Genomic DNA, 24,153 nt, shown 5'->3' with positions numbered 1-24,153 from the left:
TCCGTGGAACGACGGGGTGGGGGGCGCGGCCCTCAGCGGGCCAGAGTTGACCGTGCCGCGGTCCGGGCGCGGCCGGGCGCGTCCTGCGCCTGCGAGCCGTCCGCGGGCCGCCGTGTCTCACCGCTTGCGGTGCCGTCCGCGGCGGGTCCGCGGCCGGCGAGCCGGCCCTCCAGGTGCGCGGCGAGGATCTCCACGCCCGGCGGGTCCAGCAGGTTCAGGTGGTGCACCCCGGGGATCGTGACGATCTCCAGGTCGGAGCAGAGCCCGCCGAAACCGTTGGTCCCGTCGAGCACGTAACGCGCGTCGCGCACCGCCCAGGGGGTCTCCTCCGGGGCGTAGTAGAGGATGACGCGGCCGTCGTAGGGCTCCGGCCGGTACGCCTCCAGGGATCGGGTGTCCTGGTGGGACGTGAGCTGGTGGGTGAGGGCCGCCGGCGGGATGTAGTCCACCAGCGGCGCCGCCCGCTCCATGACCAGCGCGAACTGCGCCTCCTCGTCCAGGCCGGACAGCTCCTCGTAGGTGAGCGTGACGTCCAGCCCGTACGTCTCGTTGATGTAGTCGGCGAACGCGGAGAAGCGGCGGGCGAGGGTGTCGGACTCGTCGTCGACGGCGAGCGGGATGCCCGCGTCGAACAGCGCGACGAACTCGACCTCGCGCCCGGCCGCCTGGAGCCGGCGGGCCGTCTCGTAGGCGAGGACGCCGCCGAACGACCAGCCGCCGAGCCGGAACGCGCCCTCGGGCTGCGCTTCGAGCAGGTGCTGGACGTAGCGGGCGGCGCGCTCCTCGACGGACGGCGCGTCCTCGAACCGCTCCAGGCCGTAGACCGGCTGGCCGGCGCCGAGCAGGTCGACGAGCTGCCGGTAGCAGGCGGTGGTGCCGCCGGCGGGGTGCGCGATGAAGATCGGGCGGCGGTCCCCGGACGGCTTGAGCGGCCGGACGGTCTGCCGCGCGGCCTCCTCGTCGGCGGCCCGGATGACCTCGGCGACGTTCTCGGCGGTCGGCACCTCGAACAGCTCGCCGCGGGTGACCTCGCCGCCGAGTTCGGCGGCGACCATCGCGACGACCCGGTCCGCCTGGTGCTCCTGGCCGCCGAGGTCGGCGAAGAAGTCGGCGGTGACGCCGACCCGGTCCAGGCCGAGGACGTCCTCGAAGATCCGGACGGCGAGGCGCTCGGCGGCGTCGCGCGGCATCACGTAGCCGGACTCGGCGTTGGAGACGGCGGCGGGGGCGGCCGGCGCGGCGGCGCCGGCGAGGCCGAGCTCGCCGGCCGCCCACTCCTCGAACACGTTCACGCTCGCGCCCTGCAGCAGCACGGCGGGCGGGACGGTCAGGCCGAGGTCGTGCTCGACGCCGCTCTTGATCCGGACGGCGACGAGGGAGTCCAGGCCGAGGTCGGTGAGCGGGACGGCCGGGTCCAGGCGCTGCGGGTCGAAGCCGAGGACCGCCGCGATCCGGTACCTGACCTGCGCGGCGATCAGCCGGCGGGCCTCCGCCGGGTCGAGCTCCGCGAGCGCGTCGACGCCGGGCCAGTCGCCCGCGTCGCCGGCGCCGCGCTCGGCGGCGGCCTCGGTCAGCGCCGCGAAGTACGGCATGTCGCCGATCTCGGGGAACAGCTCGACGGCCGTGACGGGGTCGAAGCGGAGCACGCCCGTCGCGGCCATGCCGTGGGCGAGGAGCGCTTCGAGCGCCTCGGCGCCCTCCTGCGGGCTGATCGGGTCGATGACGTTCACCGCGGACTCGGCGGCGCCGCCGACGCGCGACCAGGTGCCCCAGTTGATCGTGGTCCCGGGGCGGCCGTGCGCCCGCCGGTACGCGGCCAGCGCGTCGATCGCCGCGTTCGCGGCCGCGTAGGCGGCCTGGCCGGGCGAGCCGAGCAGCGCCGCCGCGGACGAGTGCATGACGAGCCAGTCGAGGTCGATGTCCCAGGTGGCGTCGCTGAGCCGGCGGGCGCCCTCGACCTTCGCCGTCCACACCCTGTGGAGATCCTCGGCGCCGAGGTCGGCGATCAGCCGGTCGTCGATCGCGCCGGCGCCGTGCACGACGCCGCACAGCCGCACGCCGCCCTCCCGCGCGACCCTGACCAGGCGCTCGGCGGTGCCGGGCGCGGCGATGTCGCCGAGGACGACGCCGACGTCCACGCCGCTCTCGCGCAGCTTCGCGATCACCTTCTCGGCGTCGGCGCCGGGGCCGCCGCGGCCGGACAGCACGATGCGCCCGGCGCCGCGCTCGGCCAGCAGCCGCGCGGTGACCAGGCCGATCCCGCCGTACCCGCCGGTGATGACGTAGGCGCCGCCGCGCCGGACGATCTTCTTCGGCTTCGCAGCCGATGCCGACGAAGTCGGCCCGGGGGGTGCGGGGGGTCGTCCCCCCTCGGACGGCGCCGCCCCGGGCAGGGCGGCCTGCGCGAGGCGGGCGACGTACCGCGTGCCGCCGCGCCAGGCGACCTCGCGGGCGGCGGCGCCGCCGAGCAGCTCCCCGACCAGGTCGGCGGGGCGGTCGACGTCCACGAGCGTGGCCCGCTGGACGGTCCGCTCGAACGCCAGGACGCGGGTGAGCGCCGCCGCGAACCCGTGCCCGGGCTCGCCGGCCTCGCCCGCCCGCACGGGGACGGCGCGGTGCGTCGCGATGTACAGGCGCGGGCCGTCGGGGAGGGTGCGGCTCACGTCCGCGATGGCGAGCACGAGGTCCTCGTCCACGAGGTCGGCGGACGGGACGAGCACGACGCCGTCGACCGGGTCGTCCGTCTTCGGGAGTTCGTCCCGGTTCGCCAGAGCGTGCCGGACGACGCGGCGCCCGCGCGCCTCCAGGCCGGCGGCCGTGGCGCCGGCGAGCGCGTCGTCGTCCTCGGCGAGGACCAGCCAGAGGCCGTCGCCCTCGGCCGCCTCGGGGGCGTCGGCCTCGTCCCAGACCAGCTCGACCAGCTTGCCGGCGACCGGGACGGGCACGTCGTGGCGTTCGGCGCGGCGCAGCACGATGCCGGTCGCCTCGGCCAGTACCTCGCCGTCCCCGTCCAGCAGCAGGACGGACCCGGTGAGCTCGCCGTCCTCGTCGGTCACCGCCGCGCGGACGTGCCCGCCGCGGTGCGACGGCCCGTACACGCGCAGGCTCCCGATCGTCTCGGCGAGCCAGACGCCGCCGCGCTCGCCCGCGAGCGCCGCCGCCTCGTCGGACAGCACCGCCAGGCAGCGGTCGAACACCTCGGGGTGCAGCCGGTAGTGCCGCGAACCGCGCTCGGCGCCCGCGACCTCCGTCGCCGCGCCGTGCTCCGGCGGGGCCGGGGTCCGGTCGTCCTCGCCGACGTCCGCGCTGGCCAGCCGCGCCCAGGTGCCGGCGGGCGTCAGCGCGTGGATCTCCACCCGCTGCTCGGTCTCGGCGAACGTCGTGGTCACGGTCGTGTGGTCGGCGAGCGCGAGCGGGCGCTCTATCCACAGGCTGTTGACGCGGACGGCGTCGGTCCCGAGCACGGTCGCGCCCGCCGCCAGCGCCATCTCCGCGAACGCCGCGACCGGCAGCACGTGCAGGCCGTGCACGGCCAGGTCGTTCAGCCAGGGCTGCGCCTCCAGGCCGACGTCGGCGCGCCAGGCGTGCCGGTCCTCGCCGGGCAGCTCGACGTGCGCGCCGAGCAGCGGGTGCTCGTCGCGGCCGCCGCGCTTGCGCGCCGAGAAGTCCACCCAGTGGCGCTCGTGCCGCCACGGCGACTGCGGGACGTCCACGATCCGTCCGTCCACAGGCTGTGCAACGGCCAGGCCGTGCGCGGCGAGCGTCGCGAGCTGCGCGTGGAAGGTCAGGGTGTCGTCGGTCTCCTGGCCCTTGGGCGCCCGCTTCAGCGTGTGCGTGACGAGGGCGCCGCTGCCGTCGAGGGTCTCCCCGACCGCGTGCGCGAGGATCGGATGCGCGTTGACCTCGACGAACGTCCGGAAGCCGTCCTCGGTCGCCGCCGACACCGCGTCCGTCAGCCGGACCGGGTTGCGCAGGTTCGCCGCCCAGTACTCGACGTCCAGCCGCGCGTCCTCGCCGTCGAACGCGCGCGGGTCGGGCAGGGCGGTCGTGTAGAGCCTGATGCCGTCGGCGAGCGGCGTGCCCGGTTCGAGGCCGACCTCGGCGAGCTGTTCGCGCAGGTCGGGCAGCAGCGGATCGACCTGCGGGGAGTGCCCCGCGCCCTCCGCCTGCACCATCCGGGCGAGCCGGCCCTCCGCCTCCGCGCGCTTGACGACCTCGGCGACCTGGCCGGCGTCGCCCGTCACGACCGTCTGCTTCGGCGACGAGTGCACCGCCGCGTACACCTCGGGCAGTCCGTCCGCCAGCCGCTCGACCTCCTGCGCGGACGCGCCGAGCACCGCCATCGCGCCGCCGCCGACCAGCTGCGTCAGCAGCCTCGACCGCCGGACGATCACCCGCACGCCGTCCTGCGGCGTCAGCGCGCCCGCGACGACCGCCGCCGCGACCTCGCCCATCGAGTGCCCGATCACCGCGCCCGGCGTCACGCCGTACGCCTTCCACATCCGGGCCAGGCCGAGCTGGATCGCGAACAGCACCGGCATCGCGTCGGCCGGGCCGTCCGGCTTGCGGCCCTCCTCGAGCAGCGCCCACAGGTCGGGGCCGCCCTCCTCGGCGAACAGGCCGTCCAGGTCGTCGATCGCCTCGGCGAACGCCGGCTCCTCCTCCAGCAGCCGCTGCGCCATGCCCGCGCGCTGCGCCCCGTACCCGGAGAACACCCACACCGGACGTCCCGGGACGCCGAGCGCCGAGCCGGTCACGACGCCGGGATGCGGACGGCCCTCCGCGAGCGCCTTCAGGCCCTCGACCAGGCCGGCGCGGTCACGGGCCGACACCGCCGCGCGGGACCGGCCGCGCCCGCCGCGCCGGTGCAGCGTCCGCGCCAGGTCGGCGAGCTTCACGTCGTCGCGGTTCGGGACCCACTCCGCCAGCAGCGCGGCGTGGTCGCGGACGCGGTCGTCGCTGGTGTCCGACAGCGGGAACGTCCGGACGACCGCCGCGTGCGACACGGCCTCCTGCGCCGGAGCCTCCTCCAGCAGGACGTGCGCGTTCGTGCCGCCGAACCCGAAACCGGACACGCCGGCCCGCGCCGGGTGGCCGCGCTCCGGCCACGGCGTCTCCTCGGCCACGACCTGGAGCCGCAGCTCGTCGAACGGGATGTGCGGGTTCGGCTCCTTGTAGTGCGCGCTCGGCGGGATCACCTTGTGATGCAACGCCAGGACGGTCTTGATAAGACCGGCTATGCCCGCCGCCGACTCCATGTGCCCGAGGTTCGACTTCGCCGAGCCGATCAGCAGCGGCTCGCCCTCGCCGCGCCCGACCCCGAGCACCTCGCCGACGGCCTTCGCCTCGATCGGGTCGCCCAGGAACGTCCCGGTGCCGTGCGCCTCGACGTAGTCGACCTCGCCGGTCCCGACGCCCGCCGTCGCGTACACGTCGCGCAGCAGCGCCCGCTGTGCGTCCGAGTTCGGCGCGACCAGGCCGTTGGAGCGCCCGTCGGAGTTGACGCCCGAGCCCTTCACCACCGCGAGGACGCGGTCGCCGTCGCGGACCGCGTCCGACAGCCGCTTCAGCACCACCGCGCCGCAGCCCTCCGCGCGGACCATGCCGTCGGCGGACGCGTCGAACGCCTTGCAGTGCCCGTCCCGCGCCGTCGCGTCGGCCAGGTCGAACGTCATCGTCACCGTCGGCGACAGCAGCAGGTTCACCCCGCCCGCGAGCGCCACGTCCGCCTCGCCGCTGCGCAGCGCCTGCACCGCCAGATGCGTCGACACCAGCGACGACGAGCACGCCGTGTCGACGATCATGCTGGGGCCGCGCAGGTCCAGCAGGTACGACAGCCGGTTCGCGATGATGCTGAGCGCCGCGCCCGTCGCGGTGAACGGCTCCAGCGACGCCAGGTCCGACGCGGTGAACGCCGCGTACTCCGGCGCCGAGACGCCCACGAACACGCCCGTGCGGCTGCCGCGCAGCGACGCCGGACCGATCCCGGCGTGCTCGAACGCCTCCCACGCCACTTCCAGGACGAGGCGCTGCTGCGGGTCCATCACCGCCGCCTCGCGCGGCGTGAGACCGAAGAACTGCGCGTCGAACCGCGCGACGTCGTCCAGGAACCCGCCGAGCCGCGTCGTCTTCGCGAGCCGGTCGGCGACCTCGGGGGAACCGTCGTCGAACGGGTCCCAGCGGCCGTCCGGGACCTCCCGGATCGCGTCGCCGCGCCCGGTCAGGAACCGCCAGTAGTCCTCGGGCCCGGTCAGGTCGCGGTCGCCGCCGGGGAATCGGCAGCCGATCCCGACCACCGCGATCGGCTCGTCCTGCCGGGCCTCGCGGACCGGCGACGCCGCCGCCTGCTCGGCCGCACCGTCGCCACCGCCCGCCAGCGCGCGGGAGAGCTTGTTGATCGTGGGGTGCTCCCACACCAGCGTCGCGGGGAGGGCCCGGCCCAGCATCTGCTCGAGATCCCCGGCGATCGCCACCGCGTCCCGGGACGCCAGCCCGAACTCCTCCAGCGGACGGTCGGGGTCGACCTCGGCCACGGTGATCCGGGAGCGCCGCGCGATCTGCTCGATCAGGTGCCGGCGAATCGCGTCCGCGGCGATCCGAGGGTCGCCGGGCTCGCCGGCTCCGGAACGATCGTTGCTCTGCATGCGGTGGGTTCCCCCCATGAAACCGGGATCGTTCATCGAAGCGGAGGGACCACTTTGTCCTACGGTGACCGGCTCACGATGCGCATCCAGACCACTTTTCTCCCCGGGCACTTGTCACGGTGATGACAAGACTCGGCAGTAACCAATGTGGCCTGATGGGATAGTTGTGGGACTCTGCCCTGCGAGCGGGCTGAGTGACCGGATGCCAACCAATCGTAACAATAGCCACGAACGCATTTAGGGGGAAGCGGCGGATTTCCCGCAGGCACGGGACGGACCGCCGCAGGACAGGTGACCCGGGGCCGATACCGATGGGCGCTGGCCGTGGTGGCCGTCAGCGCGTTCATGACCACCATGGACAACACGGTGGTCTTCACCGCCCTGCCCAGGATCATGGCGGACCTCGGCATGACGTCCTCGGCCAAGGACTGGGTCGCCACCGGCTACATCCTGATGTTCTCCTGCCTGATGATCACCGGCGGGCGGCTCACCGACCTCTACGGCTGCCGCGTCACCTTCACCACCGGCATGGTCGTCTTCACCGCCGCCTCCGCCGTCTGCGGCCTCGCGCACACCTCCGAAGTGCTCATCCTCGCCCGCATCGTCCAGGGCGGCGGCGCCGCGCTCGTCCTGCCCGCCACCCAGGTGATGGTCACCGTCGGGCGCAACGACAAGCAGCGCTCCATCGGCAACATCGTCTTCATCGGCGCCGCGTCCAGCGCCACCGCGCTCGGCCCCACCATCGGCGGCATCATCGTCGAGCACTTCCACTGGGGCTGGATCTTCCTCATCAACATCGTGCCCGGCATCCTGGTGATCCTGCTCGGCCTCTTCGTCCTCACCGGGCGCAGCAAGAACCGGCGCGCCCGCATCGACCTGCCCGGCGTGCTGATCTCCGCGACGATGCTGTTCGCGTTCATCTACGGCCTCGAGGACGGCAACAAGCACGGCTGGGGCGACCCGTCCGTGCTCAGCACGTTCGCCCTCGGCGTCATCGCGCTCGTCTGCTTCATCGTGGTGGAGAGCTGGGCCCCCGACCCGATGATCGACCTGCGGTTCTTCCGCAACCGCGTCTTCACCGGCGGGCTGCTGTCGCAGATGCTCTACGGCATCGGCTTCAACGGCATGATGTTCTATTCCCAGCCGTTCCTGCAGCGCTTCCTCGGCTTCTCCCCGCCCGAGGCCGGCCTGGTCATGCTGCCGCCCGCCATCGCGATCATGATCCTGACCCCGGTGGCGTTCCTGCTCGCCGCCAAGATCGGCCCGCGGCCCGCGATCGGCGCCGGGCTCGCCCTGATGGGCGTCGGCATGGTGCTGTTCTCCACCCTGCAGATCGGCGACGGCTACGCCGACCTCATGCCCGGCGTCATGCTCGTCGGCGTCGGCGCCGCCCTCGGCATGCCCCTGGTCATGTACGTGCTCAAGGCCGTCCCGGAGAAGCGCGCGGGCGTCGCCAGCGGCGTCATCAACGTCATCCGCGAGGCGTCCGGCGCCTTCGGCATCGCCATCGTCGGCCTGCTGATCCACGACATCCCGGACACGGGCGCGAGCGCCGAAGCCCTCGAGACCTTCCGGAAGGGCACCTCCTCCGGCCTCGTCCTCGGCGCCGTCCTCGTCCTCGTCGGCGGCGTGATCAGCGGCCTCACCCTGCCGAGCCGGCGCGGCTGGACCGGCCCCAAGCACGGCAAGCAGGCCCCGCTGGTCACCGAACCGGAACCGGCCCTCGCCACCGCCGCCGTCACCGCCACGCCCCGCGACCCGCTCCCCGTCGTCCGGCCCGCCGAGGCCGCACCCGTCCCCGCGCCCCTCTCCCTCAGGACGGAAACGGAGACCATGGCCGCACCCCCCACCCCCGGCCCCCACTGGTGGAGCGACACCCCCGACGACGAGACGCCCACCGCCTGGCGCCCCGCACCACCGGACGCGACGTCCCCCTGGCAGGACTGGGCCGACACCGCCATCCCCACCTGGACCAGCCCCGCCGAGGAGAACCCGTTCCCCGACGAGCCCACCTGGTGGACGCAGACCCCCGAGGGCCCCCCGCAACGCCCGCCGACCAGCCGGTGGTTCGACGACGAAACCGCCTCCCGCTCCCGGCCCTCCGGCGACGACCCCCTCGGCACCCTCCCCGACAACCACGAAGGCTTCCCCCTCGCGGCCCCGATCCCGCCCGGCGACAAGCTGCCCATCGAGCGGGAGGCCGAAGCCATCGCCAAGGCCCGCACGCCCGAGCAGGAGACACCGCCCGCCGACGCACTGAACACCACGCCGGCAGGCGTCCAAGACGTACTCAGCGCACCGGCCGAACCGACCGGCGCCGAGGTCGTCGACGGCCAGGTCGGCTGGGCGCCGGAGGCCGGCGGCGAACTCGCGACCACCGACGAGACGGACCCCACGGCCGAAAGCGCCAACGTCCCCCTGGGCAGCACCGAGCGCCAGGAACCCGACCACCAAACGGCGTCGTCCACCGGAGGCGGCCAGGGCGAAGCCTCGGACGGGTGGGCGCCGGAGGGCGGGGTCGAACTCGCGCTCGCGACAGCAGACGGGACGAGTCCGGCGACCGGAAACGCGGACGATCCCCTCGGCATCGCCGACCACCAGGCGGTACCGGCCGCCGGAGGCGGCCAGGGCGCCGCCTCGGACGAGTGGCCAGCAGAAGCCAGTGGCGAACTCGCGCTAGCGACAGGCCCGGCGGCCGGAGGCGCGGACGACTCTCTCGCCGGTGCCGAGCCCGAGGAGGCGGCGTCCGGCGGAAACGAGGCCGGGCCGGCCCTGCCGCAGGGGGAGCCTGGGGACGAGTGGGTGGCCGGGCGCGGGGGTGCGGCCGGCGACGAGGACGCGGGCGAGAGGCCGGAGGTCGGCGGGCCCGGGTGGCCTCCGCCGCCGCCCGACGGGTGGTTGTACGCGCCGTACGTGCCAGAGGACGAGGAGCCGGCCGGTGAGCCGGACCCGCGTCCGCGTAGCGATGCCTGGTGAGGAGCTGCCGTGAGCCGAATCGTGATCTTCGCCGCCGGGTCGCGGGGGGACGTCCAGCCGTGCCTGGCGCTGGGGCGGGCGCTGCGGGAGCGGGGTGACGAGGTCCGGCTCGTGGCGAGCACGCGGTACGCGCCGATGGCGCTGGCGGCGGGGCTGGAGCCGGCGCCGCTGACGGCCGATCCGACGGAGATCCTGGAGTCGGACGCGGGGCAGGAGCTGCTGGCCGGCGGGCGGAACCCGGTGAAGTTCCTCGGCGGGTTCCGGCGCATCCTCGGGCCGATGGCCGAGCGGCTGCTGGGCGAGTGCCTGGACGCGTGCAAGGGCGCCGACCTGATCCTCGGGCCGACGCTGGGGTTCCTGCCGGAGCACATCGGCGAGCATCTGAACGTGCCGCGGGCGCTGATCCACTTCCAGCCGAGCCGGGCGACGGGGGCGTTCCCGCATCCGTTCGCGCCGCAGGCGCGGCTGCTGGGGCGGTGGGGGAACCGGGCGAGTTTCGGGGCGGTCGACCAGATCGCGTGGCAGCTGTCGCGGCCGTTCATCAACCCGTGGCGGGACGAGCGGCTCGGGCTGCGGCGGCTTCCGCTGCGGGGGTTGCGCAGCGACGGGACGACGGTGCTGGCGTGCTTCAGCGAGGCCGTGGTGCCGCGCCCGCAGGACTGGCCGGCGAATGTGCACATGACCGGGTACTGGTTCCTGGACGAGCCGGAGTGGGAGCCGCCGAAGGAGATCGCCGCGTTCCTGGAGGCCGGACCGCCGCCGGTCTATGTCGGGTTCGGGAGCATGGTGCCGAAGGACGCGGAGATGACGGGGCGGATCGTCCGGGCGGCGCTGCGGCTGGCCGGTGTCCGCGGCGTGGTGCAGGGCGACCCGGACACGTCGGACGACGAGGTCCTCGCGGTGCGGGACGTCCCGCACTCGTGGCTGTTCCCGAGGATGTCGGCGGTCGTGCACCACGGCGGCGCGGGGACGACCGCGGCGGGCCTGCGGTTCGGGGTGCCGACGCTGGTGTGCCCGTTCTTCGGCGACCAGCCGTACTGGGGCGAGCGGGTCGCGGCGCTGGGCGCGGGGCCGTCGCCGCTGCCGTTCCGCGCGATGACGGTACCGAGGCTCGCCCGCAAGCTGCGGCGGGTCGCCGAAGACCAGGAGATGGCCGACCGGGCGTACGAAGTGGGCCGGCGGATCCGGGCGGAGGACGGCGTGGGCCGCGCCCGCGAGATCGTCGCGGGGCTGCTGCGCTGAAAGTCAGTCGGAGCTCCACGTCCAGCCGTTGCCGTCCGGGGACGGGACGATCCGGCGCCTGACCCGCGGCGGGCGGACGGGCCGGGGCTGCGGCTGGCCGTTCGCCCACGGCGCCCACGGGGCCTGCTGTGCCGCCGGGCGGGGCGGGGCGTCGCGGAACACCAGCTGCGGGCGCTCGCCGTTGGGGGATCCGCCCGGTGTCGGACGGAACGCCGGCCTGAAGGCGTCGTTCGCCCCCACCATGGGCGCGTGGGACGGCGTCGGAACCGGCGTGGGCGCCACGACCGGAGGCGCGGGGGCCGGGGGCGCGGGGGCCGGAGGCGCGGCGGCCGAAGGAGCCGGTGCGTCGGGCTCGGCGGTGGCCTGTTCCCAGTGCACCCGGTACGGGTACGGCTGCTCTTCCGGCAGCGGCGGCGGGACCGCCACGGTCGCGGCCCCCGCGGCGGCGGGGCCGTGCTCCCGCAGGTCCATCCTGGCGTGCAGGAAGGCGAGCGGGCCGGGCAGCCACCAGTTCGCGGCCCCCATGAACCGCATGGTGGCGGGGACGAGCAGCGACCGGACGAGCGCGGCGTCCACGACGACCGCGACGAACATGCCGACGCCGATCAGCTTCACGACGGTGATGCCGGCGAGGCTGAACGCGGCGACGACGACGAGGAACAGCAGGGCGGCGCTGGTGATGATGCCGCCGGTGTGCTGCATGCCGCGCGCGACGGCGGCGCGGTTGTCGTGGGTGCGGTCCCATTCCTCGCGGATGCGGCTGAGCAGGAAGACCTCGTAGTCCATGGACAGGCCGAACACGACGGCGAGGATGAGGATCATGCTGGTGGCCTCGACGCCGCCGGTCGGGGTGAAGTTCAGCAGGCCGGCGAGGTGCCCGTACTGGAAGCCCCAGACGATCGCGCCGAACGACGCGCCGATCGACAGCACGTTCATGACGATGGCCTTCAGCGGCAGCACGACCGAGCCGAAGAACATGAACAGCAGGATGAACGTGGCGAGCCCGACGGCGATCGCCATCTTCGGCAGGCTGCGCATCAGGCTGGACATCAGGTCCATCTGCGCGGCGGTGCTGCCCCCGACGTCGATGTGCATCGGGTAGCCGTCCTTGACCAGGCTCATGGCGCGGATCGACTTGACGAGGTCCTGCGCATGCTGGTCCATGGGCTCGTACTTGTGCGTGACGGAGATGCGCACGCCGCCGTACGTGCCGGAGTAGCCGGTGAACTTCGCCTCGGTGACGCCCGGCTCCGCGGCGAGCTTCTTGCGGAAGTCCTCCAGGTAGGGCGGGATGTTGTCGCCCGTCTTGGTCGGCCTCCAGTTGCGCGGGATGAGGTCGCCGGAGATCACCACGTCGATGGGCTCGGCGGACCCGTTCGGGAAGTCCTTCTTGACCGTCTCGACGACGGCGCGGGTCACGCTGTCCTTCGGCAGGACCCGCGCGTCGACGCTGCCGAACTGGACGTGCAGGAACGGCCCGAACAGCACGCCCAGGATGACGAGCACCGCGGCGAAGTACGGCAGCGGGTGCTTCATGACGCTGTGGCCGAGCCGGTACCAGAAGCCGCTGTCGGGGTCGCGCTGCGCCCGCTTGGACGTGGGGCGCCGCCACGGCATCCGCCCGCCCTCGACGCGCGGCCCGAGGAGGGCGAGGAGCGTCGGCAGCAGGACGGTCGCGCCGAACACCGCGACCATGACGGTGGCGATGCCCGCGAGCCCGATCGTGCGCAGGAACATCTGCGGGAACAGCAGCAGGCCCGCCAGCGCGGCCGAGACGGTGACGCCGGAGACCATGATGGTGCGGCCGGCGGTCGCGAGGGTCGCGGCGAGCGCGTCCTCCCGGATCGGGCGCATCGTCTCCCGGTGCGCCTTCTTCGCGTCCTTGCGTGCGGCCCGCCCGCGTTCCTGCTTCCAGGGTTTCCCTGGCGGGATGCCGTGCGCCGCCATGCCGCGCTGCAGTTCCTCGCGGAACCGGCTGATGATGAACAGCGAGTAGTCGATCGCGAGGCCGACGCCCATCATCGTGACGACCTCGAGCGCGAAGGACGTCACGTCGGCGGCATAGGTGACCACGTGCAGGACGGCCAGCCCGCCGATCATCGAGAAGATCGCGACGACCAGCGGCAGGGACGCGGCGACGACCGCGCCGAACAGCAGCACCAGCAGGATCAGCAGCGGCAGCGCGGTGATGGTCTCCGCGCGGACGATGTCGGCGGTGACCTGCTCGCCGAACTCCTCGTTCAGCGGTACGGCGCCGCCGTACCGGACGGACAGCCCCGGCGCCCGCAGCCGGTCCTTGATCGCCTGGTAGTTCTCCGGCTTCTTCGCGTCGTTGCCCTTGAGCTTCACCGCGACGAACGTCTCGTGCTTGTCGCGGGACGCGAACGACGCCGCGTCCTTCTCGTTGTCGAGGGCCCAGTACGAGATGAGCTCGGCGACGCGGTCCTTGGGGAGCCGCGCGACGGTGGTGATGACGGCGGCCTCGTAGCGCGGGTCGTCCACCGTCATGGTGTCGCTCTTGTAGAGGACCAGGACGTCGGGGTTGGTGCTGCCGAAATAGGTCGCGCCGAGCTTGGCGACGAGCGTGGAGGAGGCGTTCGGGTCCTCGAAGCCGCCCGCCTTGAACTTGGCGAACACGCCGAGGCCCCAGCCGCCCGCGAGGGCGGCCACCAGCAGGATGAAGACGAGGCTGAACCAGCGCCGCCGGTGGATCAGACGCCCCAGCCCCGAGAGCATGGTCCTCCTGTGTCGTCACGGCCGTGGGGCGCGACGCCCCGCGGCCCGTCCGCCCGGCGCCGTCCTGCCTGCGCGGCGCCGGTCGCGCCGAGGTTACCGGCGGGACGCGAGCCGCGCCGCCGTGGTGGGCAGCCCGCCGTCCAGGTACCGCCGCCGGGTGGCGGCACGGGCGATCTTGCCGCTGGACGTGCGGGACACGCCACCCGGCTCGATCAGCAGGAACTCGTGCACGCTCATCTCGTGCTCGACGTTGACCGCGCCGCGCACCGCCGCCTCGACCTCGTCCAGGTCCAGGCGCCCGAGCGGGACGCGGCGGTTGCGCTCGGCGACCACGATGAGCCGCTCGGTCTCCTCGCCGGGCAGCGCGAACGCCGCGACGTGGTCGGGCCGGACGGCGGGGTGCGCCTCCTGCGCGGTGACCTCGATGTCCTGCGGGTAGTGGTTGCGGCCGTCCACGATGATGAGGTCCTTGATGCGGCCGGTGACGTACAGCTCGCCTTCGTGGACGACGCCGTAGTCGCCGGTCTTCGTCCACGGGCCGGCCGGCAGGCCGGCCGGCTCGGCGAGCTCGCCGCCGAAGGTGTCCTGGCTGCGCTCGGAGTTGCGCCAGTAGCCGGCGGCGGTGTTCGGGCCGTGCACCCAGATCTCGCCGACGCGGCCGTCGGGCTGCTCGGTGCGCGCGTCCGGGTCGACGATCGCGACGATCTGCCCGGACGGCCGCCCGCACGACACCAGGGTGCTCGCCCGCTCGGCGTCGGCGCCGCACAGCCGCAGCTCGCCCTGGGTGAGCAGCTCCCGGTCCACCGAGATGATCTTCGGCGGGACGTCCTCGGCCGCCGCGGTGACGAACACCGTCGCCTCCGCCAGGCCGTAGCCGGGGGCCTGCGCGCCCGGCCGCAGCCCCGCCGGGGCCAGCGCGTCCGCGAACGTCGACAGCGTGGACGTGCGGATCGGCTCCGCGCCGTTCAGGCAGGTCGTCAGCCCGGACAGGTCCAGGCCCGCCAGCTTCTCCGGCGACGCCGTCGACGCCACGTACTCGTAGGCGAAGTTCGGGCCCGCCGTGTACACGTTCTTGCCCGGCCGCGCGGCGATCAGCTGCAGCCAGCGCATCGGGTTCATGATGAACGACACCGGGTCGGTGTAGATCGCGTGGTCGCCGCGCACCAGCGGCAGCGCCATCGTCGCGATCAGGCCCATGTCGTGGAACAGCGGCAGCCAGCTCACCAGCTCCGGGTCCGGCTTCTCCGGCGCCCAGCCCGCCCACAGTTGCGCGGCGTTCGCCGTCACGTTCCCGTGCGTGATCTCCACGCCGGCGGGCCGGCGCGTCGACCCCGAGGTGTACTGCAGGTACGCCAGGTCGTCGAACCCGATCGGCTCGTCCTCCCAGGAGTCGGCGAGCGCCTCGTCGACCTCCTCGGCGAACAGGATCTCCTTCGGCTGCGGGACGTCGGAGTCCGCGAGGAACTTCTCCACGTGCGGCAGCGCGTTGCGGGTCGTGACGATCACCGCCGGCTCGCTGTCGGTGTAGGCGCCGAGCAACCGGTCGGCGTGCCCGGGCAGGTCGGGCGAGAACAGCGGCACCGCGACGACGTGCGCGTACATCGCGCCGAGCATCGTCATCATGTACTCGAGCGTCTGCGGCAGCAGCAACGCGGCCCGCTCGCCGGGCCCGGTCACCTGGCGCAGCGCGACGGCCGTCGCACGGGCGCGCCGGTCCGCCTCGGCCCAGTTCAGGGTGATGTGCCTGCCTGCGGGGTCGAGCGAATAGTCGACGAAGGTGAAGGCCGGGGCGTCCGGCTTCTCCCTCGCCCACCTCGCGACCCGTTCGATCAGCGGGGTGCGGCCGGAGCCGCCGGGCAGGAGTTCGGGAAGCAGCGAGCCCAATGCCATTGATCATTCTCCCGAGGGGACGGGCCGGGCGGGGCCATCGGTGGGGGGTGGGCGCCGTCGGCGATGCGTGCAGCCGGCCGGACGACTCGTCTGGCGCCCCCCGGCGACCGGCGATGATCGTGAAGCTACCGGATGGTAGGCGGCGGGCGATATTAGCCGGGCACCACATTCGCCGCCGCGGGGTTTGTCACCGCCGTGACAAGAGGAATGGCCCTTTCACACCTGGGCGCCGGGTTCGTTACCGACCGTGTGCGGACTACCGGCCGGCGGCGAAGATCTGCTGCATGATCCCCCATAAGCGCCGCTTTGCTGTCAGTCGATCAGCTTAACGACAAGAGCCACCATTCGGCGCCGGACGCGGACACCGGCCACCGAATCGCGCGGCCCGCGTCCGGCTCTCGCACGCGTCAGATGTACGCCCCGCCGCGCTCGGCGGCCGCCGCCCGCGCCTCCGCCGCCCGGGTCTCGGCGCGGTAGAGCGCGATCCGGCGCCGCCACAGCCCCACGCAGGCGGCGCCCCACAGCAGCGCGATCTCCGCCACCAGGGCGATGCCGAGCACGACGGCCCAGTCGGTGCCGTTGCCCTCCTGCATCCCGGCCGGCGACACCATCGTCATCCGGCTCTCGCCGTCGCGGGCGTCGTCGCTCGTGGTCCCCGCCATGGCCTGGCTGTTCGGCAGGGGCGCGGCGCCCGGCAGGTTCAGCGGCGGCAGGACGGCCCCGTGCGGCCCGGGCGTCGGGACGATCGGCATCTTCGGCACCTGCTCCTCCCCCGCGTACCCGCCGCGGGGCGTGCCGTCCTCACCGGAACCGCCGGTTCCGGTTCCGGCGAAGCCTTCATGGCACGGCTCGCCGAACGTCTCATCGTGAGCCCGCCCGTCCCGGCAGTGCGTCCCGCTCCCGCCGGACGAGAGCGACGGCTCGTCGCCCGCTTCCCAGCCGTCGTCGTCCGGAAGCGAGGGCGTACCCACGTGAAACGGAACGTCCCCGCTCTCCGGCACGCCCTGCTGGCTCGGCACTTCCTGCTGCACCGGCGCGGGGCCTCCCGCACCCGGCTTGCTCAACTGCCGTGGCCGCCCATGGTGCGCGGGCCGCCCCTGCTGCGCCGTCCCGCTGTGCTGAGCGTTCCCAGCGTGATGAGCGGGCCGGCCATGGTGCGAAGGCCGACCATGGAGGTGCGCCACGGGCTTGCCCTGATGCGCAGGCTGACCATGCGGCGCAGGCTTGCTCTGCGAGGCAGGCTGACCGTGCTGGACGGGCTTACCGTGCGACGCAGGCTTGCCGTGCGGTGCGGGCTTGCGAGGCGGCGCGGGCTTGCCGTGCGGTGCGGGCTTGCTGTGCGGTGCGGGCTTGCTGTGCGGTGCGGGCTTGCTGTGCGGTGCGGGCTTGCCGTGCGGTGCGGGCTTGCCGTGCGGCACGGGCTGACCGTGCGGCACGGGCTGACCGTGCGGCACGGGCTGACCGTGCGGCACGGGCTGACCGTTCGGGGCGGGTTGGCCTTGCTGTGCCGGTTGGCTTTGCGGGGCTGGCTTGCCGTGTGAGGTGGGCTGGTCCTGCGACGTGGGTTCGGGTTGTTGCGGGGATCGGGGCTGCTGCTGCAGCGGTGGACGGGCGGGCTGGGCTTGGGCCGGGGGTTGTTCCTGCTGGGCGGGCGTGGTGCCGGTCGCCGGGGGCGCGGTGTCGTGGTGGCAGGGGGCGTCGGCGCCGCCGCTGCAGTGCGCGGCGTCCTCGTTGGGGGCGGCGCCGGGCTGCGCGGGCGGGGCGTCCGCCGGTGCGGACGCGGGGCCGGAACCGAAGTCGAGGACGGCGCGGGTCGAGCGGGGCGCGGCGTTGTCGGCCTCGGCGAAGGTGAGGATGGCCGGCGGCGCCGCGGACGGGCGTCCCACCGCGGAGGACGGGACGGAGACGGTGCCGGTCCGCGTGACCGCCGCCGCGCCCACGTCGCCGAGGTCGCAGCGCAGTTCGTGGCCGGAGTCGAGCTGGGCGCAGTCCGCGGAGTGGCTCGTCCAGGACAGCGGGTCGCCGGCCAGCAGGCGCAGGACGGCGTGGTGCGCGACGCCGTCCTCGGCGTGGACGCGGACGGTGTAGCCGAGCGCGTACCCCGGTCCGCCGGACAGCCCGGCGGACGTCGAGGTCTCGGTGAGCAACCGGACCTCCGGCGGGTTCGCCTCCGCCGCGGACCCGGTGAGCACCATCGGCGGTACGGCGAGCGCGCCGCTCGCCATGATCGCGCCGACGCGCGCCCTGCTGCGTGTCCTGCTGCCACCGGTCCGCACGTGGTCCCCTCTCGCGGTTCACTTTCTCTGTTGCTCGCAGGGGGGCGGCGTCTCGTCGCCGTGTGTAGTCACTTATTGCCACTCCGTGGCCATGAGTAACGTGCTTTGTCCGGAGCGGGCCCCCTCTTTCGCATGGTGAAATCGGATCTCCGTAGAATCGGGGGCGTCGCGAGGAGAGGAGACGCGGGTGGCGGAGGCCGTACGGTCGCTGGAGCGCGCGTTCGAGCTGCTGGAGCATCTGGCGGACGCGGGCGGCGAGATGGCGTTGTCGGAGCTGACCGAGGTGTCCGGGCTGCCGATGCCGACCATCTACCGGCTCATGCGGACGCTGGTGAACCACGGGTACGTGCGGCAGGAGCCGTCCAAGCGGTACGCGCTGGGCCCGCGGCTCATCCGGCTCGGCGAGGGCGCGAACCGGCTGCTCGGGACGTGGGCGCGCCCCGTCCTGTCGCAGCTGGTGGACGAGGTGGGCGAGACGGCGAACATGGCCGTGCTGGAGGGCGACGAGGCCGTGTACGTGGCGCAGGTCCCGTCCAAGCACTCGATGCGGATGTTCACCGAGGTCGGACGGCGCGTGCAGCCGCACTGCACCGGTGTGGGCAAGGCGCTGCTGTCGCAGCTGCCGGACGCGCGGGTGCGCGAGATCCTCGGCCGGACGGGGATGGACGCGCACACCCCGAACACCTTCACCGACCAGGACGCGCTCCTGTCCGAGCTGCGCCGGATCCGCGAGCGGGGCTACGCGGTGGACGACGAGGAGCAGGAGATCGGGGTCCGCTGCGTGGCGGTGCCGTTGCCGGGAGCACCCGCGCTGACCGCGCTGTCGGTGTCGGGGCCGTCCGCCCGCATGACGCGCGAGGCCGTCGCCGACGTCGTCCCGGTCATGCGGGACGCGGCGGAGCGCTTCGCCAAGGAACTGGGCCCGACCGCATGACGAAGGCGAGACCACCGCGACGGTGGTCTCGCCTTCGAAGCCGTGCGGGTCAGTCGATCGGTTCGCCGACGATGACGGTCGGCCGGCCGCCGCGCTCCCAGGTCACGAAGTCGCCGGCGGACTTGACGAGGACCGCGGCCAGCCACAGGGCGAGCCCGGTGTCGTCGGCGATGCCGGCGATGGGAATGATGTCGGGGATGGCGTCGATCGGGGAGATGATGTACACGAGGCCGAGCGCGAGCAGCCCGAGCGTCCCGAAGGACATCCCCTTGTACTGGCCGCGCAGGACCGACTTCAGCATCCGGGGAACGGCGCGGACGCGCTCCCAGAAGCCGGGCGCGTCCGGCTGGAGGGTCTCGCTGTAGATCTGCCAGGCCTGCCCGGCGGCGGCCGTGCTGCGCTTCCTGTCCACAGGCACTCCTCGGTCAGGGTCTTTGAGGGCGCGCCCCCGCAGCGCCCACGTTCCTCTATGACGCGGGCCATGCCGGTTTTGTTCCCCTCCGGCGGTCATGAGGCCGGGGTCACAACCGGCGCGCCGCCGCGCCCGCCGGAATGACCGTCGGCGGCCCGTCCGGGCACCGGGCGCGGCCGTTCCCGCACGGGCCGGTTCGGGTTACCGGAAGTGAGGTCTTCGTCACTCCCGCGGGCAACGTGCGGTGATTCCGCCGCATTATCCGGCGCCCGCTGCCAGCATGAGAGGTCACGAGGGAGGGGCGCCGCCTCCCTGAGGCACGACCGGCACCGCCCGTCGAGCACCGCAGGAGCTGATCCACGACATGAGCGGCGACCATACGACCAGGCCCGTGCACGGGACGGCTGCGGGCGCCGCGTACGTGGCGCTGCCGCCCACCGCGGTCGACGCGACCGCGTCCGGGCCGACGCGGCTGATGATCGCCTGGCCCGGGTTCGACCCGCCGCGCACCGCGGCGGCGCTGGCGGCGGCGATCCCCATGACGGGCGTGCCGGTGTGGCGCGTCCACCTCGACCTGCCCGGGCGCTCGCCGGGCGGGCTCGGCTCTGGCGCGATCCTGGAGAACGAGGCGATCGAGGCCTACGGCCGCGCGGTCGAGCAGGCCGCGGCGGGGCTGCCCGCGGCCCTCGCGGAGATCCGCCGCGACCTCGGGCTGCCGGACGGGCCCGTCGCGCTCGCCGGGTTCAGCGCGGGCGGCGCGGCGGCGCTGCTGGCCGTCGCGCGCGGTGAGGTCGCGGTGAGCGCGGTCGCCGCGGTGGCGCCCGTCGTCGCGCCCGCGCGGGCGGCGCGGGCGGTGGAGCGGCGCGCCGGACGCGACCGGGCGTGGAGCGACCCGGCGCAGGCGCTCGCCGACCGGCTCGACCTCGGCGCGCTCGCCGGCGACATCGCCGCGCGGGACGTGCCGCTGCTGCTGGTCGGCGGGGCCCGCGACCGGGTCGTCCCGGCCGGCGAGGTCACCGCGTTCCGCGACGTGCTGCAGCGGCGCGGCGCCGGCTCGGTGGAGGCCACCACGTTCCGGATGGGGCACGCGCTGGCCGCCGAGCCGGGCACCGAGGCCCGGCCGCCGATCACCGACGCCGTCCGGGTGGACGGCGTGCTCACCGACTGGTTCCGGGAGCGCCTGGCGGACGTCCGTCCCGAAACGGATCAGGACGCCGCGCCCGCCGCGGCACCGGCACCCGCACCGGCCTCCGCGAACGACACCGCGCAGCAGGACACCGCGCCCTATCCGGCGCCGGCGCACGTCACGCATTGAGCCCTCTGTAGGCGGGCGCCTCCGCGCTCGGCGCCCGCCTACAGAGGGGATCCCCGGCCTGCGGGCAGCATGGTGCCCCCGCATGGCGGGTCATGTGGTGGTGATCAGCCCTTCGACAGGACCTCGTAGCGGACCGGGATGACGCCCGAGCCCGTGCCGCCGACCTTCTTCATCGCCGCCGTGGACAGGTCCAGGCAGCGGCCGCCCGCGTACGGGCCCCGGTCGTTGATGCGGACGACGACCGACCGGCCGTTGTTCTTGTTGGTCACGCGGACCTTGGAGCCCATCGGCAGCGTCTTGTGCGCGGCCGTGAGCTCGCTCGGGTCGAAGGGCTCGCCGCTGGCGGTCATCTGCCCCTCCCCGTAGAAGGACGCCTCGCAGCTGCCGGTGGCCAGCGCCTTCTTCTTCTGCGCCTTCTTCTTCGGCTCGGCCTTGTGCTCGGCGGCCGCCTCCGGCTTCGCCTTCTTGGCGGGGTCCTTCTTGCCGTGCTCCGGGTCGGGGTCGCGGGGCGCCCCGCGGCTGGCCCGGGACGGCGTGGCCCGCGGCGGGTCCGCCGCCGGGGTGCTCGCGTGCGGGACGGTCTGCGCGGCCTGGGCCGAGTCGGCCGGGGCCTTACCGCCGTTGACGATGGCGAACGCGCCGACCGCGAGGACGGCGGCGGCGATGCCGGAGACGACCAGTGCGGTGCGCAGGCGCGGCCGTGGAAGGCGCGCGAGAAGACGACGTCGTACGTCAGGGTTTCCCACGAAGGATCCTTCGGTAGGGGACAGGACCCCGGACGCCCGGCGTTTCTCGCCGCCGTTCTCGCGGCGCGCTCAGGCGACCTCCACGTCCCCGAGTCCCACACCGCCCGCGGGCTTCAGCGCCCGCCTCCGCGCTCGTTCTCGGCGCGACCGCGTCATCGCGGCTTCGGCGTCCGGCAAGTGCGGCCGCATTGCCTCTTCACTTTTGATCTCGAAAGCGGCGCACAAGTCCTTGACCGTACGTTGCGTCCCGAGTGAATCAAGCACAGGCCCCGGGTTTGTGGGGTTTGTCACCTCTCTTTTTGCCCTGTGAAGCTGATCCACTCCGCTGGGTGAGGACATTTCAAGATCCCATTTACCCGCCATGGAAGGTGTGATCTCGGACATATAACAAGCGTTCGTTAGGCAGCAGAACGGGGCGTTCCGGGATGCACATTGCATCTCCGGAACGCCCCGTTAGACGGTGGTTTTTGCGGTTCCCGGGTCAGTTCACCGAGGGCAGCTTCGGCAGGTAGACCGGCGGGCCCTGCAGCTCGCCCACCAGCCCGTCGCCGGCTCCGGCGCGGCCGGTGTCGGACGGCCGCTCCCGCGTCTTCAGCACGTTGACGACGTCGCCGATCTGCGCGTGCATCTCGTGCACGGTGCCGTTCGTCTCGCCGACCAGGCTCGTCGGCCCCGGCTTGCCGCGCCGCGCCCCCGCCCCGTCCGGCAGCACCATCGAGATCGGCGCGGCGGAGCGCAGCGAGGCGGCGTCGCCCGGCAGCCCGAGCGTCACCGCGTCGCCGAGCGGGCCGCCGCCGGACCCGGCGGACCGGCCGTTCGGCAGCGCCCCCGCGGCCCCGGTCACCTGCCCGACCTTGCTGCCCGTCACCCGCTTCGGGACGGCGGCGACGCGCCCGACGACGCGTCCGGGCACCTCCGCGGCCTCGCCGACCGGCTCCGGGAACCCGGCGGACCGCGCGGCGGCCCGGTCGGTGATGCCGAGGCAGCTGCCGCTGCGCGGCGCGGAGATCGGCGCGGCGTCCCGGCCGGGCGTCAGCGCCATCGACTGGCGCGGCAGCAGCCGGGTGACGCGGGTGCCGTCCACGGTCTTGACCGCGTCGACCCGGCAGGCGGCGCGGGCCGACGAGGCCGGACGGGCCGGGGAGGCGGTGCGGGACACGGGCAGGCCCGGAGCCAGGCCGGCGCGCGCCCCGGGGCGGGCGGCGGACGCGAGCGCGCCGTCCGCGGTGCCGGTCGCGAGGCCGGCGGCGCGGCCCGCGGCGTCCGGGACGGGGGCGGGCAGCGCCACCGGCGGCAGCGCGGGGCCGACCTGCCCGGCCGTCCCGTAGACGAGGTCGGCCACCGGGCCGTCCGCGGCGTTCGCGGGCGCGGCGCCGGCGGCCAGCGCCGCGGCGAGCGGGACCGCCACGGACAGGCCCAGTAGATTTCTGGCGGATCGGTTCATTCTTTTTCCCCCGAGGTTCTCGGAACGACTCTGCGCGGTCTGCGTGCGCCTGCGGCGTGCGATTTCCGGCGCACCGTCGAGCGGGCACGTTAGTACAGCCGGGATGGCGCGCATGCCGAATACGGGAATCGATCAGGGGGAGACGGCAAAGATCTACGGAAAGGCGAGGCGGGGGCGCCCGTGGACGCCCCCGCCTTTCACCGTGCCGTTACCTCACTCCGCGCCGAGGGCGATGGCCTCCTCGACCTCGCCCTGGCGGGCGGCCAGCTCGGCGGCGTACTTCTCCTCGTCGACCTTCTCGGCGATCTCCTCGTCCTGGCGCATCAGCGCCTCGAGGTCGGCCTTGGCGTTGTCGAGGACGCCCATATCGGCATAGGCGGCCTTCACTTTGTCGCCCCAAAGGCCGACGTCCCGGACGCACGGCACGATGCGACTGAAAAGCAGCGACTGGTAGAGCGTGTACATGTCGGAGTTGTCGACGTATTCCATGCACTTTTCCACCGGCATGTCCAGCTGCTCGAACACCTCGCGGCCCTTGAACCGGTCGCGCATGAGGTAGCAGCCCTCGACCACGAACTCCTCGCGCTCGGCCCGCTCCTTGTCGGTGAGCTGCGCGTAGTAGTCCTTGAGCGCCAGCCGGCCGAACGCGACGTGCCGCGCCTCGTCCTGCATGACGTACGCGAGCAGCTGCTTGACCAGCGGGTTGGTCGACATGTCCCGGTAGAGCCCGAACGCGGCGAGCGCGAGGCCCTCGATCAGCACCTGCATGCCGAGGTAGGGCAGGTCCCAGCGGCTGTCCTCCAGCGACTCGGCGAGCAGCTTCGCCAGGTCCTGGTTGACCGGGTAGTACATCCCGATCTTCTCGTGCACGAACTTGGCGTACAGCTCGACGTGCCGCGCCTCGTCCATCGTCTGCGTGGCGGCGTAGAACTTGGAGTCCAGGTCGGGAACGGACTGGACGATGCGCGCCGACACGTTCAGCGCGCCCTGCTCGCCGTGCAGGAACTGGCTGAACAGCCAGGACCCCTGGTGGCGGCCGAACTCGTCGCGCTCCTTCTGTGACATCTTGTCCCAGATGTCGGAGCCGACGAGGGGGTTGAAGTTCTCCGGCAGCCCGGCGACGTTGACCGGATCGACCTCGAGGTCCCAGTCGATGCGCTTGGTGGCGTCCCACTGCTTGTCCTTGCCCTTCTGGTACAGGCTCAGCAGCCGGTCGCGACCCTCGTCGTACTCCCAGGTGAACCGGGCGTCCCCCGCCATGGGGACGTTCCACGTGTCCGTGGGCACGGGCGTGGAGTAGAGGTCGTAGGAACTCACGGGGGATCCTCCTCGGGGTTGCGCCGCAGCACCGCGACGCGGTGTGCTCCGCCCACCGCTTTACATACCTTCGTAACATGTAAAGCGCGGGGAGACCAGACCCCACCCGGAGGCAACCCGGCCACGACAAAAGTCATCCCCGGACCAGGACAAGGCTCACTGACCCCCCGGCCTGCGCGTTCGTAGCATTGACGGCATGGCCGCCCACCGGCATACGATTC

At 73.6% G+C, this 24,153-nt stretch carries 12 protein-coding genes; 4 read left to right on the top strand and 8 right to left on the bottom strand.

Annotated features, from left to right (window positions below):
- Positions 1 to 32: 32 nt before the first annotated feature.
- Entirely contained in the window at positions 33 to 6,644 is a 6,612-nt protein-coding gene (locus ACA514_RS31565; RefSeq protein WP_375044916.1) for an SDR family NAD(P)-dependent oxidoreductase, read from the bottom strand.
- Positions 6,645 to 6,935: 291 nt separating this feature from the next.
- Between ACA514_RS31565 and ACA514_RS31560 the strand changes: the two genes are divergently transcribed.
- Together ACA514_RS31560 and ACA514_RS31555 are read left to right on the top strand one after the other, a co-directional pair.
- Positions 6,936 to 9,620, top strand: a complete 2,685-nt coding sequence (locus tag ACA514_RS31560; RefSeq protein WP_375044915.1) for a DHA2 family efflux MFS transporter permease subunit — start codon at positions 6,936 to 6,938, stop codon at positions 9,618 to 9,620.
- 9 nt (positions 9,621 to 9,629) lie between these two features.
- Positions 9,630 to 10,862, top strand: a complete 1,233-nt coding sequence (locus tag ACA514_RS31555; RefSeq protein ID WP_375044914.1) for a glycosyltransferase — start codon at positions 9,630 to 9,632, stop codon at positions 10,860 to 10,862.
- Positions 10,863 to 10,865: 3 nt separating this feature from the next.
- Here the strand turns inward: ACA514_RS31555 and ACA514_RS31550 are convergent, their stop codons facing one another.
- The 3 genes from ACA514_RS31550 to ACA514_RS31540 form a co-directional block, all read right to left on the bottom strand.
- On the bottom strand, positions 10,866 to 13,598 hold the full coding sequence (locus ACA514_RS31550; RefSeq protein ID WP_375044913.1) for an MMPL family transporter: 2,733 nt from the start codon (positions 13,596 to 13,598) through the stop codon (positions 10,866 to 10,868).
- A gap of 93 nt (positions 13,599 to 13,691) precedes the next feature.
- Entirely contained in the window at positions 13,692 to 15,488 is a 1,797-nt protein-coding gene (locus tag ACA514_RS31545; RefSeq protein WP_375044912.1) for a fatty acyl-AMP ligase, read from the bottom strand.
- Between the two features lie 407 nt (positions 15,489 to 15,895).
- A complete protein-coding gene (locus ACA514_RS31540; RefSeq protein WP_375044911.1) occupies positions 15,896 to 17,764 on the bottom strand; it encodes a hypothetical protein in 1,869 nt (622 codons plus the stop codon).
- Between the two features lie 187 nt (positions 17,765 to 17,951).
- On the opposite strand from ACA514_RS31540, the gene ACA514_RS31535 reads away from it, so the two are divergent.
- A complete protein-coding gene (locus ACA514_RS31535) occupies positions 17,952 to 18,698 on the top strand; it encodes an IclR family transcriptional regulator (RefSeq protein WP_375044910.1) in 747 nt (248 codons plus the stop codon).
- 49 nt (positions 18,699 to 18,747) lie between these two features.
- On the opposite strand, the gene ACA514_RS31530 is transcribed toward ACA514_RS31535, so the two are convergent.
- Positions 18,748 to 19,110, bottom strand: a complete 363-nt coding sequence (locus tag ACA514_RS31530; protein WP_375044909.1) for a DUF1232 domain-containing protein — start codon at positions 19,108 to 19,110, stop codon at positions 18,748 to 18,750.
- A 364-nt stretch (positions 19,111 to 19,474) separates the two neighbouring features.
- Here ACA514_RS31530 and ACA514_RS31525 point away from each other — a divergent pair, with 364 nt between their 5' ends.
- Positions 19,475 to 20,425, top strand: a complete 951-nt coding sequence (locus tag ACA514_RS31525) for a prolyl oligopeptidase family serine peptidase (RefSeq protein ID WP_375044908.1) — start codon at positions 19,475 to 19,477, stop codon at positions 20,423 to 20,425.
- A gap of 104 nt (positions 20,426 to 20,529) precedes the next feature.
- On the opposite strand, the gene ACA514_RS31520 is transcribed toward ACA514_RS31525, so the two are convergent.
- From ACA514_RS31520 to ACA514_RS31510, 3 genes are all read right to left on the bottom strand, one after another.
- Positions 20,530 to 21,171, bottom strand: coding sequence for a septal ring lytic transglycosylase RlpA family protein (locus tag ACA514_RS31520; RefSeq protein WP_375044907.1), 642 nt, complete (start codon positions 21,169 to 21,171; stop codon positions 20,530 to 20,532).
- Positions 21,172 to 21,652: 481 nt separating this feature from the next.
- Positions 21,653 to 22,615: a hypothetical protein gene (locus ACA514_RS31515; protein WP_375044906.1), complete on the bottom strand. Its 963-nt coding sequence runs from the start codon at positions 22,613 to 22,615 to the stop codon at positions 21,653 to 21,655.
- A gap of 213 nt (positions 22,616 to 22,828) precedes the next feature.
- A complete protein-coding gene (locus ACA514_RS31510) occupies positions 22,829 to 23,932 on the bottom strand; it encodes a ferritin-like domain-containing protein (protein ID WP_375044905.1) in 1,104 nt (367 codons plus the stop codon).
- Positions 23,933 to 24,153: the final 221 nt, after the last annotated feature.

Source organism: Actinomadura sp. NTSP31, assembly GCF_041951385.1.
Taxonomy (GTDB): Bacteria; Actinomycetota; Actinomycetes; order Streptosporangiales; family Streptosporangiaceae; genus Spirillospora; species Spirillospora napierensis.
This window is presented reverse-complemented; position numbering and strand designations above follow the sequence as displayed.

What these genes read in the sequence shown, in the direction of transcription:
- ACA514_RS31565 (WP_375044916.1), bottom strand. Translation starts at nt 6,644, where the DNA reads ATGCAGAGCAACGATCGTTCCGGAGCCGGCGAGCCCGGCGACCCTCGG.
- ACA514_RS31550 (WP_375044913.1), bottom strand. Translation starts at nt 13,598, where the DNA reads ATGCTCTCGGGGCTGGGGCGTCTGATCCACCGGCGGCGCTGGTTCAGC.
- ACA514_RS31545 (WP_375044912.1), bottom strand. Translation starts at nt 15,488, where the DNA reads ATGGCATTGGGCTCGCTGCTTCCCGAACTCCTGCCCGGCGGCTCCGGC.
- ACA514_RS31525 (WP_375044908.1), top strand. Translation starts at nt 19,475, where the DNA reads ATGAGCGGCGACCATACGACCAGGCCCGTGCACGGGACGGCTGCGGGC.
- ACA514_RS31515 (WP_375044906.1), bottom strand. Translation starts at nt 22,615, where the DNA reads ATGAACCGATCCGCCAGAAATCTACTGGGCCTGTCCGTGGCGGTCCCG.